The sequence below is a fragment of the Amycolatopsis methanolica 239 genome, from assembly GCF_000739085.1.
Classification (GTDB): Bacteria; Actinomycetota; Actinomycetes; order Mycobacteriales; family Pseudonocardiaceae; genus Amycolatopsis_E; species Amycolatopsis_E methanolica.
In genome coordinates this window covers 3,250,335-3,266,367 of the sequence record NZ_CP009110.1, presented here as the reverse complement: position 1 = coordinate 3,266,367, position 16,033 = coordinate 3,250,335, and the positions used below count along the sequence as shown (strand labels likewise).

The following is a 16,033-nucleotide window of genomic DNA, read 5'->3' as shown; positions in this document are numbered from 1 at the left end:
AAAGGGTTTCTTTGTCATGCCTGATGCCATTGTGATCGGCGGCGGCCAAGCCGGTCTCGCCTCGGTCCACGCCCTCAAGGCGCGCGGGCTCAAGCCCGTCCTGCTGGAGGCCGGTGACGAACCGGTCGGCTCGTGGCCGCACTACTACGACAGCCTCCACCTGTTCTCCCCGGCCCGCTACAGCTCACTACCGGGCCTGGCCTTCCCCGGCGACCCCCGCCGCTACCCGCACCGCGACGAGGTGATCGACTACCTTCGCCGCTACGCCGCCGCGCTGGACGCCGACATGCGTACCGGCCAGCGGGTCACCGCCGTGACCCGGCCCGACGGGGAGTTCCTGGTGTCGACCGAGGCCGGCGCCGAGTTCTCCGCGCCGATCGTCATCGCCGCCACCGGGGCGTTCACCTCCCCGCACCGGCCGGCGCTGCCCGGGCTTGACGAGTTCGCCGGAACGGTCCTGCACTCCAGCGAGTACCGCGAACCCAGCCCGTTCGCCGGGCAGCGCGTGGTCGTGGTCGGCGCGGCCAACTCCGCCGTGCAGATCGCCGTCGACCTCGCGCCGCACGCCCACGTCACGCTCGCCACGCGCAAGCCGATCCGCTACGCCACGCAGAAACCGCTGGGCCGGGATGTGCACTTCTGGTTCACCGTCACCGGGTTCGACGTCCTGCCCATCGGGCCGTGGCTGCGCACCAAGCCGAGCATGCTCGTCCTCGACGCCGGCGGCTACCAGGCCGCGATCGACGCCGGCAAGCCCGACCAGCGGCGCATGTTCACCGCCATCAACGGCGACACACTGACCTGGCGCGACGGCACCCATGAGCGGGTGGACACCATCATCCTGGCCACCGGGTTCCGCCCTGGACTGACCTACCTGGACAAGCTCGGCGCCCTCGACCCGACCGGAGCGGCGAAGCAGCACCGTGGCCTGTCCACCAGCCATCCCGGGCTCGGGTTCGTCGGGCTGGAATGGCAGCGCAGCTTCTCCTCGGCCACCATCCGCGGCGTCGGCCGGGACGCCGCCTACCTGGCCCGGCGGCTGCTCAAGCAGTGAAAGTGAGCTGCCGCTGGTGGAAGGCGAAATGCCGGGCCGGGTACCGGTAGACGTCGGCCAGGGTCATCCGAGGCGCGAAGAACGGATCCCAGCGCGTGGGATAGTGCATGCCCCGCCCGAGGTCGGCTTCGGACGCGCGGTCGAGGCTGCGGTGCAGGGACGCGATGATGCGGTCGAACCACCAGGTCATCCACCGCGGTCCGAGCAGGCCGCCGCCGCAGGAGCCCAGGTAGTTCACGACGTCGAACGGCACCGCGGCGGCATCCAGCGCCCGGGCGAACCCACGGCTCACCGGATCCGGCAGGCGCCCGAACACGCGCACCAGCAACCGCAGAGCCCGCACCACCTGGTAGCCGAACAGCATGTGGAACAACAGTTGCCGGTTGGTCCACCGGGTGCCGCGCGACGGCTGGCGCAAGTCGTCGGCCGTCGCGGCGGCCAGCAGCGCGTGGAAGGTGGCACGGTCGCGTTCCCACTGCTCGTGCACGGCCCGCCGATCCATGACCCGTCCCTTCCAGCTCAGCGTGACACCGCCGGGCTGAGGCCGGTCTCAGCCGCAGCACTCACCCGAAGTGGAATTGGTGACCAGCGGCAGCGCCCGGCTCGCGACCGCCTCGTGGGGCTTGGTCGCGCGGACGATCGCGGAGTGCATGTTCTCGGCGGCCTCGTGTGTCGGCGTGATCTCGATCCCGGTGAATCCGGCCTCGGCCAGCCCCGCCCGGTACTCCGCGAACAACAGCGCCCCGGCGATGCAGGCGGTGTATTCGCCGCGCTCGGCCCGCTCGGCGGCGGTCAGCTGGTCCTCTGCGACGACGTCGGAGATGCCGAGCCGCCCGCCGGGCTTGAGCACGCGGAACATCTCGGCGAACACCGCGGGCTTGTCGACCGACAGATTGATCACGCAGTTGGAGATGATCACATCAACCCGGTCCGCCGGGAGCGGGATCGCCTCAATGTGGCCCTTGAGGAAGTCGACGTTGGTCGCCCCGGCCTTGTCGGCGTTGGCCTGCGCGAGCGCGAGCATCTCCTCGGTCATGTCCAGCCCGTACACCTTGCCCGCCGGGCCGACCCGCCGCGCCGACAGCAGCACGTCGATGCCGCCGCCGGAGCCCAGATCGAGCACCGTCTCACCCTCGCGCAGCTCAGCCACGGCCAGTGGATTGCCACAGCCGAGACTGGCCAGCACCGCCTCCTCCGGCAGAGACGACCGCTCCACCTCGTCGTACCAGCCGCCCGTCAGGTCGGGCACCTCGCCGGAACATCCGCCGCCGCAGCACGACGCCGCCGCTCGCGTGCTCGCTCGCACCGCGGCCGCCGCATAGCGCTCCCGCACCTGTTCCCGCACGTCCTGCGCCTGCTCGCCCATGCTGACACCTCCGGTTCCACGACGATCGATGTCTGTCGATGAAAAGCCTGCACCTTGGGTAGATGGACGTCAAGATAGAAGTTTGTTTAGATAGGGGCATGTCGAAACAGCTGCCGATCGTCGACGCCGAGTGCTGCTCGCCACTGGTACGAGAACCGCTGTCCGAGCCGCAGGCCGCGGACCTGGCGAAGGTGTTCAAGGCGGTCGGCGACCCGGTGCGGCTGCGGCTGCTGTCGCTGATCGCCTCCCACGACGGCGGCGAGGCGTGTGTCTGCGACCTGACGGGCGCGTTCGAGCTGACCGGGCCCACGATCTCCCACCACCTCAAGGTGCTGCGCGAGTCCGGCCTCATCACCGGCGAGCGCCGCGGCACCTGGATCTACTACCGCGTCCAGCCTGAGACCCTGGCCCGGCTGTCCGCCGTCCTCACCCCCGCCGAGGGCTCGGTGGTGACGGCGTGACCACCACCGACACGGCCCCCGCCGGCGTCGTCGGCAAGCTGTCCACGCTGGACCGCTTCCTGCCGATCTGGATCGGCGCGGCGATGGTCCTCGGATTGCTCGCCGGGCGCTGGATCCCCGGCCTGGAGACCGGCCTCAACGCCGTGGCCATCGACGGGATCTCGTTGCCGATCGCTCTTGGGTTGCTGGTGATGATGTACCCGGTGCTGGCCAAGGTCCGCTACGACAAGCTGGACTCAGTCACCCGCGACCGGAAGCTGCTGTGGCCCTCGCTCGTGCTCAACTGGCTCATCGGGCCGGCGCTGATGTTCGCCCTCGCGTGGCTGCTGCTGCCGGACCTGCCCGAGTACCGCACCGGCCTCATCATCGTCGGCCTGGCCCGCTGCATCGCCATGGTCATCATCTGGAACGACCTCGCCTGCGGCGACCGCGAAGCCGCCGCCGTGCTGGTCGCGCTCAACTCGGTCTTCCAGGTGATCATGTTCGGCGCGCTCGGCTGGTTCTACCTGGAGATCCTGCCCGGCTGGCTCGGCCTCGACACCACCAGCCTGTCAGTGTCCGGGTGGCAGATCGCGAAGTCCACGCTGATCTTCCTCGGCATCCCACTCGTCGCCGGCTACCTCACGCGCCGCCTCGGCGAGCGGGGCAAGGGCCGCGACTGGTACGAAACCCGGTTCCTGCCGCGCATCGGGCCGGTCGCCCTGTACGGACTGCTGTTCACCATCGTCGTGTTGTTCGCCCTGCAGGGCGACCAGATCACCAGCCGCCCGCTCGACGTCGCCCGCATCGCACTGCCGCTGCTGGTCTACTTCGGACTCATGTGGGCCGGCTCCTACGCCCTCGGCAAGGCGCTCGGCCTGAACTACGAACGCACCACCACGCTCGCCTTCACCGCGGCGGGCAACAACTTCGAGCTCGCCATCGCCGTCGCCATCGCGACCTTCGGCGCCACCAGCGGCCAGGCCCTCGCCGGGGTCGTCGGCCCCCTGATCGAGGTGCCGGTCCTGGTCGCGCTCGTCTACGTCTCGCTCGCCCTGCGCCGCCGATTCACCCCTGCCACCCGGGAGTAGCCATGGACCACATCGAAGGCGAACCCTGCCAGGACGTCGAAGACTGCCGCCTCACCGACCGCCACGTGCAGACCCTGCTCAACCGCGAAGCCGACGAGATCGCCCGGCACTTCACCGGCACCTTCTCGCCAGAAACCGTCCGCGACTGTGTCGAGGACTCCTACACCCACCTCGCCGCCACCGCTCGCATCCGCACCCACCTGCCCGTCCTGGCCGCCCGCTTCGCCCGGCAGCGACTGGAAGCCACCGCCAAGAACCAAGGAGCCACCGTGTCCGACAAGCCCGAAGTCCTCTTCGTCTGCGTCCACAACGCCGGCCGCTCCCAGATGGCCGCCGCCCTGCTCGACCACCACGCCGCCGGACGCGTCACCGTCCGCTCCGCCGGCTCCGCCCCCGCCGACACCATCAACCCCGCCGTCGTCGAAGCCATGCACGAACTCGGCCTCGACCTGACCAAGGAATTCCCCAAACCGCTAACCACCGAGGCCGTCCAAGCCGCCGACGTCGTCATCACCATGGGCTGCGGCGACGCCTGCCCCATCTTCCCCGGCAAGCGCTACCTCGACGGGCAACTCGACGACCCCGCCGGCAAGGGAATCGACGCGGTACGCCCCATCCGCGACGAAATCGACCGCCGCGTGCGTGCGCTGCTCGACGAACTCGTGCCCGCACGAGCGTGATCCAGCCGAGGGTGGGTGGGCACCTGGTTCACGCCACCCGCTCATCGGCTGGTTTCGTCTCCGGAGATTGCCGCGGACGTCTGATCAGCCGAGCGCGGGCTGGCGCGGACCTCGCGCACGAAGGTCCCCTTCGACGGCACCGTGACCACGAGACCCTCGTCCCGCAGGAGCTGAGTGGCGTGGCGGAGTGTGCCTAGCGCGACGCCGAGTTCCGCCGCCAGGCGCCGTTCGGCCGGGAAGGGTGTGTTCGCAGGGAGTTCGCCGGATTCGATTCGAGCCTTGAACTGCTCGAAAACTGTCCGGTAGAGATATTGCGGAGTTCGTCGTTCTTCCGTCATCGCCTACTCCGGCGAACGCGTCCCCAGCCGTTCTCCTCGTTGAGCGCGACCTTCACACGCTCAGGCATGGCATGGCGAGGACCACTTTGCGATCGACTTCTTCTTGCCAGAGAAGGCACGCTGTCGCAAATATGCGAAATCCATCGCCACATCTTCCCTCCAAAGTTTGGTGCGGAAACTTACGCACCAAACAACGGTGCATTGCGCCATCAAGAGGGGCAATAGCCCATCCGGGTCGTTCCGACAAAGGTCTTTTTCGGTACTCTTGACTCATGCCGAGGCACCCCGATACGGCGAAACAGCTCGACGGCCGGCCGCTCGCGCGTCTTCTGCGCTCGCACTGGCTAGCTCGCTCGCCTCGGCCCACCACGCGAGACGTTGGTCGCCAGCTCGGTGTCTCGCATACCACCGTGAGCCGGTGGCTCGACGGCACACTTGTCCCGACCGCTGAGCAGACGGAAGCACTCGCCGGCGCCCTGGGAATCACGGGAAAGGCACGCGCAGACCTGCTCCAGGTCGCGACGTGGGTCACTCCGAAACGGGCAACTCCGAACCGTGGCACTCACGGCCTTTTCGGCATTTCGCATCAAACTGCCGACGCGATGGAGCTCGAAAAGCAAGCCACCTCGATCACGGAATGGTCACCTCTGCGCATCCCCGACCTTTTGCAGTGTGAGGATTACGCCCGTCAGGTTCCATCGAATATGAGCGACTTGCCCTCCAAATCCGAACGCCAGGCTGCAGTGATCGAGGACAGGCGAACCAAGTATGAAGTTTTCCTCGGCCGACCCGCACTCACCTGGCGAGTCGGCGGAGTGACCGTCATGGCGAAGCAGGTTGGGCAGTTGATAGAAGTACTCGACCAGCGATTGGCCGCGGTGCGTCTCGTGCTCGAGGGTTCGGACTGGCATGACGGCCAGATTGGCCCTTTTGCGCTCTACGACCGTGGCGATGGCGAGAGCTCCGTCGTCGTCCAGCACCTCGGGGCGGTCACCCTCCTGACCGATCGCGAAATTGTCGGACGCTACCGACAGCTTGGTGCCACGCTCGAGCAAATAGCCTTGACACCGGAGGAAACCCGCCGGCACCTCGAAGATATTCTCCGGGATTTGAGAACCACATCGCCTTGAGACTGACCGCGGTCAGTCGTCACGGCGGCGTAGGGCGTAGGCCGGGACGAGTTGGTCGACGACCTCGAGCTTGTTCCGCCGCGGGTCGGCGTACGGGATGTCGAAGTCGACGACGCCGAGCCAGTCCCCCTTCGCGGTGGAGAACCAGCCTGTGAGTCGACCGGGTACCTCGCCCGTCATGTCCAGGCCGGTGACCACGGTGTGCATGGGCGCCCCCGGCACTCGCAGGTAGATGGCGTCGAGCCGAACCCAGACGGGGGTGATGACCGGGACCCGCCCGTGGTCGTCGTCGCCCCGGAACCGGGTGTAGGGGCTGTGCAGCATCCGCAGACCCCCTACTTCCAGCTCGGGAGCGCAGCGTCCGCCCGAGTCCGTCGATCGAGGTACGGCTGGTCATCGAACTCGGCCCGCGCGGCGAGTGGCCCGGCCGTACCGAAGAGCCACGCTGCCGGAGAAACGCCTTCGGCTCGGCACGTCTGGCACTCGACAGCGACGCCAGCACTGTCGGCAACGGCGCGGTATCCCGCCACGACAAGGGAATGTCGGCCCGCCCTGCAGGTCGCGGGCAGGACGACGACCCGCTCACCGCGGGGATCGACGCGGTAGTTGACGAGCCCGTCGTTTTGCTCACCGGTCAGGCCCTCCACGCTCATGTCCCGAGGCTAACACGTCATCGAACTTGTGTTCGAAGGCTGTGTTGTCGTCCAGGTGGTGCGTGGCCCAGGTGCGGGCGGCCGGGACGAGGGTGCGCCACAGGTCGCGGTGCTGCTGCGCGGCCTGGTACTCCCAGATTCCCCAGATCTCGACCGCCAGCGCGGTCCGGACGGCCCGTGGAGTCCGTTGCCACGCCGGAAGCGCCTCGGCCCACTCTTCGGCGGCAGGCGGGGTGTGGCCGGCGGCGATCAGCCGGGCGGTCAGGAACGCCACGTCGACCGCCGCTGATCCGGTGCGCGACCAAGCCCAGTCGATAAGAGTGGCTCGGCGCCCGGAGACCAGAATGTTGAGCGAGTGCAGGTCGGTGTGCACCAGGTCGTGTCCATCGGCGGCCTCGATCGCCCGCGCCTCCCACTGGACGAGCTGCGAGGCTCTCACGGGATCGAGGCCGGGTGGCGGATCCTTGGCGAGCCGCCGCCACGGTGCGAGCCGTGCCCACTGGTCGGCCAGTCGTGGAGCGGTTCCTGGGCAGCCGGCGAGGTCTTGACCCAGCGCTGCCATCGCGTCGGCGACGACGGGCAGGTCGGGTGAGCCGGGTGTGAGGTCGGCGTGGGCGCCGGTGACGCGGTCGAAGCCGAGTAGCAGCCAGCCGTCGGCCTCGATGCGCCAGCGCAGTCGCGGCGCGATGGCCGAGGGCAACCACGGGTTGATGTCCGCCTCGTGGCGGTGCATCGCACCGCGTTTGCCCTCGGCATCGGCGATGCCCTTGCAGAACACGACTCCGCCGGAGCGCAGGTGCAACGTGGCCGAGAAATCCGAGTTGCGTCCCGCCGAGGGGACCTCGGCACGCGCGACGAGCCCGGCCTTGCGTTCGATCGCGGCTCGCACGGTGGCGGGGAGCTCGTCCCAGGTGCTGCGAGGCATCGTGGAGCTCCTTGTCAGTCGCGGGCGGGCGGCGGGTCGTCGTGGCAGCCATTGTGGCAACCGGTGCACCCGGCCGCCTGCGGCCACAGCTCGGAGTCGAGCGTGAAGCCCGCGGCCTCGATCGCCGCCACCGTCCGTGCCGCCGTCTCCCGGGCGGGGTCGCCGCTGGCGGCCGGGTCGTGGTCCGCGGTGGGCACGTGGTGCAGGAATCGTCCGGCGATCCGGTCGCAGAAGGCCGCGTAGTCGTGGGTGTGCAGGACGAAGGTGTGCCAGCCGATGTCCACCAGTTCGCTGGGCGCGAGCGGGTCACCGGTGTTGCGGGCGCACGCGGCCAGGAAGGCCAGCGCCTGGTCCATGATGCGTTCGGCAAGGCCGCGCGCGAGGTCGTGCTCGGCGACGATCCGGTTCACCAACCGCTCGAACAAAGCGGGCTCGACCAGGGACTGGCCAGTCATCGGGGTGCTCAGTACTGCTGTCAACGTCCTCCTTCAGCGTGTGCGATCACTCGCCGTAATCGTTTGGGAACACCTGACGATCGGGGCGGCCGCGGCAGAACGGACTGTCAGTACGGGTTGCGGCCACGGCGAGGCTGGACCTGGGGGGCGAACGCATGGCGAGGGCGTCACGAACACCGACCGGCAGTCAGGGATCACGCTGCCTGGGCGTCGTGGCGGGGTTCGTGCTCAAGCTCGCCCGCCAATCCGCGGGCGCGACGCAAGATCAGTTCGCCGAGGCCGCGGGTGTCGACGTCACAACGGTGCAGGGGTGGGAATCCGGCCGCAGGCCGCTCGCCGCGATGCAGACCCGGGACTTCCTCCGGCTCCGGTCCACCCTGACCCGGCTCGGCGCGCCGGCGTCCGTGGGCCGGCATCTGCACGAGGCCATCGAAGCCGACGTCGTCCTCGCCGCGGCCGTCGACGCCGGTCCGGCCTGGCTGGACCCGGCGCAGCATCCCCTGGCCGCCAACGTGCATCGCCGGTCACTGACGAACTTGATCACGTGGCCGATCACCGGAATTCTGCCCGAGCAACTCCGCCCACTGGCAGTACCCGCTCGCCGACGGGGACCAACGGCGTCGCAACCCGTGCTCTATCCCGACGAGCGAGCACGCTTCTTCGACCACCTGCTCACCCTCGCCGACCGCGCCTCCGGCCCCGACCAAGCCCTGCTCCGCCGCCAAGCGATCTACCTGCTCAGCTTCGACCAGCGGCCCGCCAGCGTCGACTGGCTCCGCACCGAGTGGACACGCGCCAGCCGCCAGACCATCCACACCGACTGAGCTTGTCCCCGTTCGTCGGACACGTGGGGTGTGGTGTCAGCGATCGTGTTGTGGTGACGGTCGCTCGGGGGTGTGGGCTTCGAACTGGACAGGGCTGAGCATTCCCAGGCTGGAGTGCCGCCGTTGCGGATTATACCAGCATTCTATCCGTTCGAAGATCGCGGCGGCAAGCTCGTCGCGTGTTTCCCACGTTTGCGTGTCGAGTACTTCGAGTTGGAGTGTGCCCCAGAAGGATTCCATCATGGAGTTGTTGTAACAATCGCCGACGCTGCCCATGGAGGGCAGGAGTTCGGCGGCGCGGAGTCGTTGCCCGAATGCCCAGGAGGTGAATTGGGATCCGTGGTTAGAATGGAGGATAGTGTTGCCGGGTGCGGGTTTGCGGCGGAGCGTGGCCATGCCGAGTGTGTCGATCACCAGCTCGGTGCGCATGTGGTTGTCGATGGACCATCCGATGATGCGTCGTGAATAGGCGTCCATAACGGCAGCGCAGTACAATTTCCCTTCTTTCGTGGGATGTTCGGTGATGTCAGTCAGCCACAGCCGATTCGGGCCCTTGCTGGTGAACGTGCGGTTGACCAGGTCCTCGGCGGTTTCCTCGGGCGGGGTTGCGGACGGTGCAGCCACGGCGGCGACGTCGGTAGAGACCCTGGATGTCGGCCTCGCGCATGAGCCGGGCCACCCGTTTATGGTTGACGCCGACGCCCATCCCGAGGACAAGTTCGGCATGCACTCGCGGCCAACCATAAGTGCCGCGAGATTCGGCGTGAATGGCCTCGATGTGCTTGAGCAGCAACGTGTTGTCCTGCTCTCGAGATGAGGGCGGCCGGTCACGCCAGTCGTAATAGCCCGACCGTGACACCTTCAATACCCGGCAGGCCACCGCGACGTCGATACCGTCCACGGCGAGTTCACGGACCAGCGGGTAAATTACTTTGGGAGGATGTTCTCCCGTGCGAAGTAGGCAGCCGCGCGTTTGAGAATCTCATTCTCCATCTCAAGCTGGCGGGTTTTCTTCCGCAGCTCGGCAAGTTCTTTCTTCTCCGCGCTCGTCAACCGGCTCGCTGAGCCGTTCTCGTCGGTCTCGGCCTGGGCCATCCAGTTGCGCAAGCATGACTCGCTGATGCCCAACTCTGTGGCCAGCCCAGAGACCGGTTTGGAGCCCTGACGGGCCAACCCGACGGCACGACGACGAAACTCAGGCGGGTGTGGTGCAGGCACCGCAACATCCTTCCTGGTGACCCAAGGCCACCTCAAGACCGGTGTCCGAGCCACGGGGACAAGCTCAGACAACGTCAACCGGCTGCTGGAAACCCGCTCCGCCTCGGTCGCGCTGGCCGGCCGCGGCGACGGCGACGTGCTGCGCCACTTCACCACCGCCAGACCACAGGCTCGACTCCCGACGTGGCAAACCTGAACTACTGGGCCTACTGGATCGGCGAACTGCGCGAGGACCACGTCAACGACGCCTTCATGCTGCACGCCGACCCCCGCTCCTGGGGCGGCGTCCACCTGCTGGAGCACCTCACCCGCCGGGTCGCACCGTCCTCGCCCCACCTACCGCTCAACCTGCACACCCTGTTCACGTTGATAGCCTCACGCCCGTCACGACTGACCGACTGGCCCCACCCGCGCCCGCCGCTCGAGGAGGCCGTCGAGGTGGGCCTGTCCACCGACGAACTCACCCGCGCCGAGCGGGACCAGTTCGCCGGCCTGCACTACGCCCTCCGCATCGCCGACCGATAGGAGCCCCCGCGTGTCCGACCCAAGCGCCATCGCCAGCTTCGGCTACGAGCTCGGCATCCTCAAACGCATCCGGCGCTCGGGCTGGTGGCACGCCGGCGTCCGCGACCCCGAATCCGTGGCCGAGCACTCCCTGCGCGTCGCCCAGCTCGCCGGACTGCTGGCCGCCGAAGAAGGCGCCGACCCCGCCCGCGCCGCCTACCTCGCCCTCTGGCACGACACCCAGGAAACCCGCACCGGCGACCTCCCCCACACCGTCAAGCCCTACCTCACCAAACCCGACCCGCAGCAGATCACCGCCGACCAAACCGCCAGGCTGCCCGACGCCGCCCGCACCTCCGTCCGGGACGCCGTCGACGAGTACGAGACGGCCGAAACCCTGGAATCTCGGTGCGCCCGCGACGCCGACAAGCTGGAGATGCTCCTCCAAGCGGTCGAGTACCGCGAGGTCGGCGTTCAGCGCGTCCAGGGCTGGATCGACAGCGCGCTTAAGGGCCTGTCCACTGCAACCGCCCAACGGGTCGCCGAGGCAGCGACTTCGCTGTCGCCGCTCGCGTGGCGTGACCGGTAAAAGACCGTCCAAACGACACCTTAATCGCGTATGCCCAATGGCGGAGTTAACAGATTACTGCACCTATAGGGCAAGCTAAGTTAAATAGCCGGCCGCGCTGGCCGATTATTCCAGAACGGCTTCAGTCGCCAAGTATTGCCAACAGCGCACCCAGCACGAGGTAGGGCCCCAGGGGCATTGCAGCATCACGGGACACCGACCCCGTAGCCCGCAGCAGAGCACGTGCGATTCCCGCGAGCAGCCAGCCCAGCACTGTGCCGGCCAGGACTGCGCTCCAGCTCTGCCACCCCAGCGCGAGGCCAAGGAGCCCGGCGAGCTTGACGTCCCCCGAGCCGAGACCACCGAGCGCGAGAGCAAGCACGAGGTAGCCGGCGGCAAGAACGACCATCGCGGCCGCAGCTCGGAGCAGGTCGTTGTAACCGGCCGTACGGACCGCCTCAAGGGTGAAAGTGCCCCCCAACACGACGATGCCAGCAAAGGTCAGCACACCGGGAAGCCGTTGTTCGACAAAGTCGATCAACGCCAAGGCCACTGCCACCGCCGTGAACGAGCTGTAGCCGGCCAGGTCGATCCCCCAACCGAACCGCCGACCCAGACCGGCGAACAGCACCGCCGTCACAGCGGCGGACGCGATCGTCTCCCGTCCGCCAAGCCCGCCCGTCCGCAGCAGCAACCGCGTGCCTGTCGCCACCCCCGCGCCGACACCAGCACCGACGGCAGCCCAGCCCGCCAGTGCGAACGGATTCATCGGACACTCCGGCCAATCGATGTGCGCAAAAAGGAACGCGACGCCTAGCTCCCAGCAATACCGGAAGCAAGCCGGGTCTATCCCGTGATCGGTGTTTCTGGCGGTTTGGTTAGTAGGTTTCGGCGTCCGGCCAGCGGTCACCGAAGGTGATGGCGAAGGCGTTGGGTACGGGTTTCCAGCGCATCGTCCATCGGGCGCGGCCTGTGCCGGTGGGGTCCAGGCTGCGGGTCACAAGATACAGACACTTCAGTGCGGCCTGCTCGGTTGGGAAGTGGCCGCGAGCTCGCACCGCGCGCCGGTAGCGGGCGTTGAGTGATTCGATCGCGTTGGTCGAGCAGATCATTTTTCGGATCTCGACGTCGTAATCGAGGAACGGCACGAACTCGGTCCAGGCGTTGCGCCATAGTCGGACCAGCGCCGGATACTGCGTGGACCACCTGTCGTCCAGTTCCTGTAAAGCGGCTTCCGCCGCCGTCGCGTTGGGGGCCTCGTACATGGCTTTGAGATCCCGTTTGAGCGCGTCGGTGTATTTCCGCGAAGTAAGTCGAAACGAATTGCGGATAAGGTGGATGATGCAGGTTTGCACGATCGCGGCCGGCCACACTTGTTCCACCACTTCGGGCAGGCCTTTCAACCCGTCACAGACGAGGAAGAACACGTCCCGCACGCCACGATTTTTCAAATCGACCGGGACGCTCATCCAGAATTTGGCACCCTCGCCACCGCTGCCCGCCCACAGGCCGAGCACGTCCTTGCGGCCGTCCACCGTGACACCGATGGCAAACCGCGGGCTACTCCGAGATGCGCACCACCGCGTCGGCCGAAGTGCGCGAAGACCAGATCCTCCTGGTGCTGGCACCGTGACGGAAAAGACGTTCCCACCAGCATTTCTGTGGTGTGCTTCGACCTCGGCCTACCATGTGGAGGGCGGCTGCGATGCCGACGACAAGGGGCCGTGCGTTCAGGACATCCGGGTCACCTTCCCCTAAGGAACTTCCGACTTCCGCGTAGCCGCCGACCACTACCACCGGTTCAAGGAGGACGTGGCACTCTTCGCCGAGCTGGGCTTGCGGGCCTACCGGTTCTCCATCGCGTGGACCCAGATCGTCCCCGACGGCGACGGCGCCCCGAGTGCGGCCGGCATCACCTTCTACCACCAGCTCATCGACGAACTGCTCGCTCGCGGCATCGAGCCCATCGTCACCCTGTACCACTTCGACCTCCGGCACGCAGGCCCTGGAGGACCGTGGCGGGTGGAACTCCCGGGACACGGTCGAAGCGTTCGTCCGCTACGCCGGAATTCTCTTCCGGGAGTACGGCGGCAAGGTGAACTACTGGCTCACCATCAACGAGCAGAACATGATGGTCCTGCACGGAGCCGCCCTCGGCATGCCCGGACGCGGCACCCTCTCGGAGGCCTACCAGCGCAACCACCACATGCTGGTCGCGCAAGCGCGCGATGGTGCTGTGCCACGAGCGCCTGCCGCACTGGAGGACCTCCTGACGGTCGCCCCACCCGAGCGGCAGCCAGCGCTCCAAAGGCAGCTGGACGTGCTCGTCGCGCCTGGTGAGAAGTCTCCTCAGTCACGCCGACCGTGGCGTCGGGGACACCGGCCGAAACGAAATGCGGGAAAACATCATCGCCCGATGACGTCCCACCAACGCCACTGACCTGCGTAGCCGGGCTCGGGACCGGTCGGCGGCGCACCGTTTTTCGGAACACCATACCGGATTCCCGCACTTTATTGACACCAGTTGCGGCGATGCCGCACGATCATGGGCGTTGACAGCGGAATCCTTCATCAACCGCATCGAGGATGTGTCGCATGCTCGACGAAACCGATCGGCGAATTCTCGCCAGGCTCGCGGTCAACGGCCGGGAAACCTGGGCGAACCTGGCCCGCGCGCTGGGACTGTCCGAAAGCAAGGTCGCGCGCCGGGCACAGCGGTTGTTCGATTCGGGCTGCGCCCGGGTGGTCGCCGTTCCCGATCCGCTGCGCTGCGGTTTCGGCACCCCGGTGCTGGTTCACCTCAAGTGTGTGCCCGGGCATGCCCGGGCGGTCGCCGAATGCCTGGCCGCGCGTCCCGACACCCGGCTGGTCGTCCTGCTCGCCGGCAACTTCGACGTGCTCGCCGAACTGATCAGCACCGACCGGGATCACCTGATGCGGGTGATCCACGAGGATTTCCGGGAGCTGCAGGGCGCGCTCGAGGTCAGTGTCGAATCGGTACTGCGCACCTTCAAGGTCGGCTTCGACTGGGCGCGCGAACTCCTCGGCCACGACGCGGTCACCCCGCGGTCCGCGCCGCCCGCGGCCCACCGCGGGGCCTGCCCGGAACTGTCCGCCGTGGACCTCGACCTCATCGCCGCGCTGTCCACCGACGGCAGGCTTTCCTACGCCACGCTCGCGCAGCGCCTCGGCATCACCGAGTCCCTCGCCACCCGGCGGCTGCGGCACCTCGTCGGCTGCGGCTACCTCACCTTCAGCCCGCTGATCGATCCGGCGTTGCTGGGCTACGAGATCGAGGCGTTCCTCCGGATGCGCGTGGACCTGCGCAAGATCGGCGCGATCGCCCGCAGGCTCTGCCGCGAGACCTCCGTGCGCTACGTCTCGGCGACCACCGGCGCCTCCGATCTGGTCTGCGAAGCCGTCCTCCGCGACCACGCGGCGCTATACGAGTTCGTCACCGGCACCATCGCCGGTCTCGAGGGCGTCCGGAGCGTGGAAACCACCGTCGAACTCGGCTCGGTCAAGCGTGCCTACCGGCCGAGGCCCGTCCGCACGCACGCGGACGACGCACCACGAAAAGGAGAAGAATGAGCAAGGCCACCCAGTACACCGGCTACCGGTCGTATTCCTACCTCACCCCCGGCGTCGACTACGAGACGTTCGAGCTGAGCGACGAACTGGACCGGGTCCCGGAATACGACCAGGGCCTGGACGCCGAGCAGCTGGCCCGAACCCGCCGGCTCGTCGAGGACAACATCGTGGTGAGCCTGCACGACCACCCGCAGGTCTTCCCGCGCGACGTGGGCAAGATCCGCGAGTACATCCGCACCGGCCGCGAGCACACCGGCTACGCGGGCCTGGCCCGCTCGGGCATGACCGCCGTGTTCGACAACCTGATGGACGGCACCGCCTGCGTCACCAGCAAGTGCGGCTGGAAGTGGGACGACGTCCTCTACGACATCGGTATGCGGTTATGCGATCTGGCGCACCAGGACTTCGTGCGGGTCGTGTACGGCCTCGACGACATCCAGGCCGCGCACGAGAACGGTCAGGTGGGGCTCGTGCTGTGCCTGGAGGCCTCCACGCCGATCGAGAACGAGGTCGACCGGATCGACATCCTCTACGGCTTCGGCGTGCGGCAGATGGGTATCGCGTACTCGGAGTCGAACACCCTGGGCAGCGGTCTCAAGGAGAAGCGCGACGGCGGCCTCACCGTGTTCGGCCGGCGCGCGGTGGAGCGGATGAACAAGCTCGGCATGGCGATCGACGTGTCGCACTCCGGGGACCAGACCTGCCTGGACGTCTTCGAGGTGTCCGAGAAACCCGTCCTCATCACCCACGCGGGCGCGCGGGCGATCTGGCCGACCCCGCGGATGATGCCGGACGACGTGCTCAAGGCGTGCGCGCAATCCGGTGGCGTGCTCGGCATCGAAGCGGCTCCGCACACATCACTGTCGAAGGAGCACCCGCGCCACAGCCTCGAGTCGGTGATGGACCACTTCACCTACTGCGTCGACCTGATGGGCATCGAGCACGTCGCGTTCGGACCGGACACCCTCTACGGCGACCACGTGGGGCTGCACAAGCTCTTCGCATCCAACTTGGGGGTGCACGACGCGCACGCCGGCCCGGACTACGAGGAAGTGCCCTACGTCGCGGGGCTCGAGAACCCGACCGAATGCTTCTTCAACATCGTCGGCTGGCTGGTGAAGCACGGCTACTCCGACGAGGAGATCAAACTCGTTATCGGCGGCAACGTGGTCCGCGCGCTCGAACAGATCTGGTGA

The 16,033-nt window shown here is 67.6% G+C and carries 21 protein-coding genes and 2 pseudogenes; 12 read left to right on the top strand and 11 right to left on the bottom strand.

The window, feature by feature from the left end:
- Nucleotides 1–16: 16 nt before the first annotated feature.
- Entirely contained in the window at nt 17–1,054 is a 1,038-nt protein-coding gene (locus AMETH_RS15750; protein WP_026153959.1) for a flavin-containing monooxygenase, read from the top strand.
- On the opposite strand, the gene AMETH_RS15745 is transcribed toward AMETH_RS15750, so the two are convergent.
- Both AMETH_RS15745 and arsM read right to left on the bottom strand, forming a co-directional pair.
- Nucleotides 1,044–1,556 carry a DinB family protein gene (locus AMETH_RS15745; protein WP_017987832.1) on the bottom strand — a complete coding sequence of 171 codons (513 nt, stop codon included), beginning with the start codon at nt 1,554–1,556 and terminating at the stop codon, nt 1,044–1,046. The genes AMETH_RS15750 and AMETH_RS15745 overlap by 11 nt on opposite strands.
- A 48-nt stretch (nt 1,557–1,604) precedes the next feature.
- Nucleotides 1,605–2,420 (bottom strand): arsenite methyltransferase, encoded by an 816-nt coding sequence (arsM, locus tag AMETH_RS15740; protein WP_017987831.1) that lies wholly within the window; start codon nt 2,418–2,420, stop codon nt 1,605–1,607.
- A gap of 98 nt (nt 2,421–2,518) precedes the next feature.
- On the opposite strand from arsM, the gene AMETH_RS15735 reads away from it, so the two are divergent.
- Genes AMETH_RS15735 through AMETH_RS40195 form a run of 3 tightly spaced genes read left to right on the top strand, consistent with a single transcriptional unit; the run spans nt 2,519 to nt 4,631 of the window.
- The gene (locus AMETH_RS15735; RefSeq protein ID WP_017987830.1) at nt 2,519–2,881 is read left to right on the top strand and encodes an ArsR/SmtB family transcription factor; all 363 of its coding nucleotides are present in this window, start codon (nt 2,519–2,521) and stop codon (nt 2,879–2,881) included.
- Complete coding sequence (gene arsB, locus AMETH_RS15730; RefSeq protein WP_017987829.1) at nt 2,878–3,951, top strand: ACR3 family arsenite efflux transporter; 1,074 nt, start codon at nt 2,878–2,880, stop codon at nt 3,949–3,951. Before AMETH_RS15735 ends, arsB begins: the two co-directional genes overlap by 4 nt.
- Nucleotides 3,952–3,953: 2 nt before the next feature.
- Nucleotides 3,954–4,631, top strand: a complete 678-nt coding sequence (locus AMETH_RS40195) for an arsenate reductase ArsC (protein ID WP_017987828.1) — start codon at nt 3,954–3,956, stop codon at nt 4,629–4,631.
- A 41-nt stretch (nt 4,632–4,672) separates the two neighbouring features.
- On the opposite strand, the gene AMETH_RS36825 is transcribed toward AMETH_RS40195, so the two are convergent.
- Nucleotides 4,673–4,969 (bottom strand): GntR family transcriptional regulator, encoded by a 297-nt coding sequence (locus AMETH_RS36825; RefSeq protein WP_081617754.1) that lies wholly within the window; start codon nt 4,967–4,969, stop codon nt 4,673–4,675.
- A 272-nt stretch (nt 4,970–5,241) separates the two neighbouring features.
- On the opposite strand from AMETH_RS36825, the gene AMETH_RS36820 reads away from it, so the two are divergent.
- A complete protein-coding gene (locus tag AMETH_RS36820; RefSeq protein ID WP_081617753.1) occupies nt 5,242–6,099 on the top strand; it encodes a helix-turn-helix domain-containing protein in 858 nt (285 codons plus the stop codon).
- Nucleotides 6,100–6,111: 12 nt separating this feature from the next.
- On the opposite strand, the gene AMETH_RS15715 is transcribed toward AMETH_RS36820, so the two are convergent.
- The 3 genes from AMETH_RS15715 to AMETH_RS15700 form a co-directional block, all read right to left on the bottom strand.
- Nucleotides 6,112–6,423, bottom strand: a complete 312-nt coding sequence (locus tag AMETH_RS15715) for a hypothetical protein (RefSeq protein WP_017987826.1) — start codon at nt 6,421–6,423, stop codon at nt 6,112–6,114.
- 303 nt (nt 6,424–6,726) lie between these two features.
- Entirely contained in the window at nt 6,727–7,677 is a 951-nt protein-coding gene (locus AMETH_RS15705) for a phosphotransferase family protein (protein WP_017987824.1), read from the bottom strand.
- A 14-nt stretch (nt 7,678–7,691) separates the two neighbouring features.
- Nucleotides 7,692–8,156 (bottom strand): glycine-rich domain-containing protein, encoded by a 465-nt coding sequence (locus AMETH_RS15700; RefSeq protein WP_026153957.1) that lies wholly within the window; start codon nt 8,154–8,156, stop codon nt 7,692–7,694.
- A 200-nt stretch (nt 8,157–8,356) separates the two neighbouring features.
- Between AMETH_RS15700 and AMETH_RS15695 the strand changes: the two genes are divergently transcribed.
- Nucleotides 8,357–8,956, top strand: a complete 600-nt coding sequence (locus tag AMETH_RS15695) for a helix-turn-helix domain-containing protein (protein WP_209436876.1) — start codon at nt 8,357–8,359, stop codon at nt 8,954–8,956.
- 36 nt (nt 8,957–8,992) lie between these two features.
- Here AMETH_RS15695 and AMETH_RS42610 read toward each other — a convergent pair whose 3' ends face one another.
- From AMETH_RS42610 to AMETH_RS42600, 3 genes are all read right to left on the bottom strand, one after another.
- Entirely contained in the window at nt 8,993–9,580 is a 588-nt protein-coding gene (locus AMETH_RS42610; RefSeq protein WP_410468250.1) for an IS3 family transposase, read from the bottom strand.
- Nucleotides 9,483–9,815, bottom strand: coding sequence for an IS3 family transposase (locus tag AMETH_RS42605; RefSeq protein WP_410468252.1), 333 nt, complete (start codon nt 9,813–9,815; stop codon nt 9,483–9,485). The genes AMETH_RS42610 and AMETH_RS42605 overlap by 98 nt, the downstream gene beginning before the upstream one ends.
- A 68-nt stretch (nt 9,816–9,883) precedes the next feature.
- A complete protein-coding gene (locus AMETH_RS42600; protein WP_038532151.1) occupies nt 9,884–10,174 on the bottom strand; it encodes a transposase in 291 nt (96 codons plus the stop codon).
- 183 nt (nt 10,175–10,357) lie between these two features.
- Between AMETH_RS42600 and AMETH_RS15680 the strand changes: the two genes are divergently transcribed.
- Together AMETH_RS15680 and AMETH_RS15675 are read left to right on the top strand one after the other, a co-directional pair.
- Nucleotides 10,358–10,699, top strand: coding sequence for a hypothetical protein (locus AMETH_RS15680; RefSeq protein WP_017987820.1), 342 nt, complete (start codon nt 10,358–10,360; stop codon nt 10,697–10,699).
- A gap of 10 nt (nt 10,700–10,709) precedes the next feature.
- Nucleotides 10,710–11,267 carry an HD domain-containing protein gene (locus tag AMETH_RS15675; protein WP_017987819.1) on the top strand — a complete coding sequence of 186 codons (558 nt, stop codon included), beginning with the start codon at nt 10,710–10,712 and terminating at the stop codon, nt 11,265–11,267.
- A gap of 121 nt (nt 11,268–11,388) precedes the next feature.
- On the opposite strand, the gene AMETH_RS15670 is transcribed toward AMETH_RS15675, so the two are convergent.
- Nucleotides 11,389–12,015: a prepilin peptidase gene (locus AMETH_RS15670; RefSeq protein ID WP_017987818.1), complete on the bottom strand. Its 627-nt coding sequence runs from the start codon at nt 12,013–12,015 to the stop codon at nt 11,389–11,391.
- Between the two features lie 109 nt (nt 12,016–12,124).
- Nucleotides 12,125–12,796 (bottom strand): annotated as a pseudogene (locus AMETH_RS15665) (IS256 family transposase); the annotation flags it as partial.
- Here AMETH_RS15665 and AMETH_RS42595 point away from each other — a divergent pair.
- The 4 genes and pseudogenes from AMETH_RS42595 to AMETH_RS15655 all read left to right on the top strand — a co-directional run.
- Nucleotides 12,792–13,181: pseudogene (locus AMETH_RS42595) on the top strand (family 1 glycosylhydrolase); the annotation flags it as partial. The pseudogenes AMETH_RS15665 and AMETH_RS42595 sit on opposite strands and share 5 nt — an antisense overlap.
- Nucleotides 13,147–13,686: a family 1 glycosylhydrolase gene (locus AMETH_RS41500; protein WP_267283513.1), complete on the top strand. Its 540-nt coding sequence runs from the start codon at nt 13,147–13,149 to the stop codon at nt 13,684–13,686. The pseudogene AMETH_RS42595 and the gene AMETH_RS41500, both read left to right, overlap by 35 nt.
- 155 nt (nt 13,687–13,841) lie before the next feature.
- Complete coding sequence (locus tag AMETH_RS35780; protein ID WP_017987816.1) at nt 13,842–14,837, top strand: Lrp/AsnC family transcriptional regulator; 996 nt, start codon at nt 13,842–13,844, stop codon at nt 14,835–14,837.
- Complete coding sequence (locus tag AMETH_RS15655; protein WP_017987815.1) at nt 14,834–16,033, top strand: dipeptidase; 1,200 nt, start codon at nt 14,834–14,836, stop codon at nt 16,031–16,033. Before AMETH_RS35780 ends, AMETH_RS15655 begins: the two co-directional genes overlap by 4 nt.

Coding starts and splice junctions, on each gene's coding strand:
- AMETH_RS15745 (WP_017987832.1), bottom strand. CDS start 1,556: ATGGATCGGCGGGCCGTGCACGAGCAGTGGGAACGCGACCGTGCCACC.
- AMETH_RS15750 (WP_026153959.1), top strand. CDS start 17: ATGCCTGATGCCATTGTGATCGGCGGCGGCCAAGCCGGTCTCGCCTCG.
- AMETH_RS35780 (WP_017987816.1), top strand. CDS start 13,842: ATGCTCGACGAAACCGATCGGCGAATTCTCGCCAGGCTCGCGGTCAAC.
- AMETH_RS15705 (WP_017987824.1), bottom strand. CDS start 7,677: ATGCCTCGCAGCACCTGGGACGAGCTCCCCGCCACCGTGCGAGCCGCG.
- arsM (WP_017987831.1), bottom strand. CDS start 2,420: ATGGGCGAGCAGGCGCAGGACGTGCGGGAACAGGTGCGGGAGCGCTAT.
- AMETH_RS15735 (WP_017987830.1), top strand. CDS start 2,519: ATGTCGAAACAGCTGCCGATCGTCGACGCCGAGTGCTGCTCGCCACTG.
- AMETH_RS36820 (WP_081617753.1), top strand. CDS start 5,242: ATGCCGAGGCACCCCGATACGGCGAAACAGCTCGACGGCCGGCCGCTC.
- AMETH_RS36825 (WP_081617754.1), bottom strand. CDS start 4,969: ATGACGGAAGAACGACGAACTCCGCAATATCTCTACCGGACAGTTTTC.
- AMETH_RS15655 (WP_017987815.1), top strand. CDS start 14,834: ATGAGCAAGGCCACCCAGTACACCGGCTACCGGTCGTATTCCTACCTC.
- AMETH_RS40195 (WP_017987828.1), top strand. CDS start 3,954: ATGGACCACATCGAAGGCGAACCCTGCCAGGACGTCGAAGACTGCCGC.
- AMETH_RS15670 (WP_017987818.1), bottom strand. CDS start 12,015: ATGAATCCGTTCGCACTGGCGGGCTGGGCTGCCGTCGGTGCTGGTGTC.
- AMETH_RS15715 (WP_017987826.1), bottom strand. CDS start 6,423: ATGCTGCACAGCCCCTACACCCGGTTCCGGGGCGACGACGACCACGGG.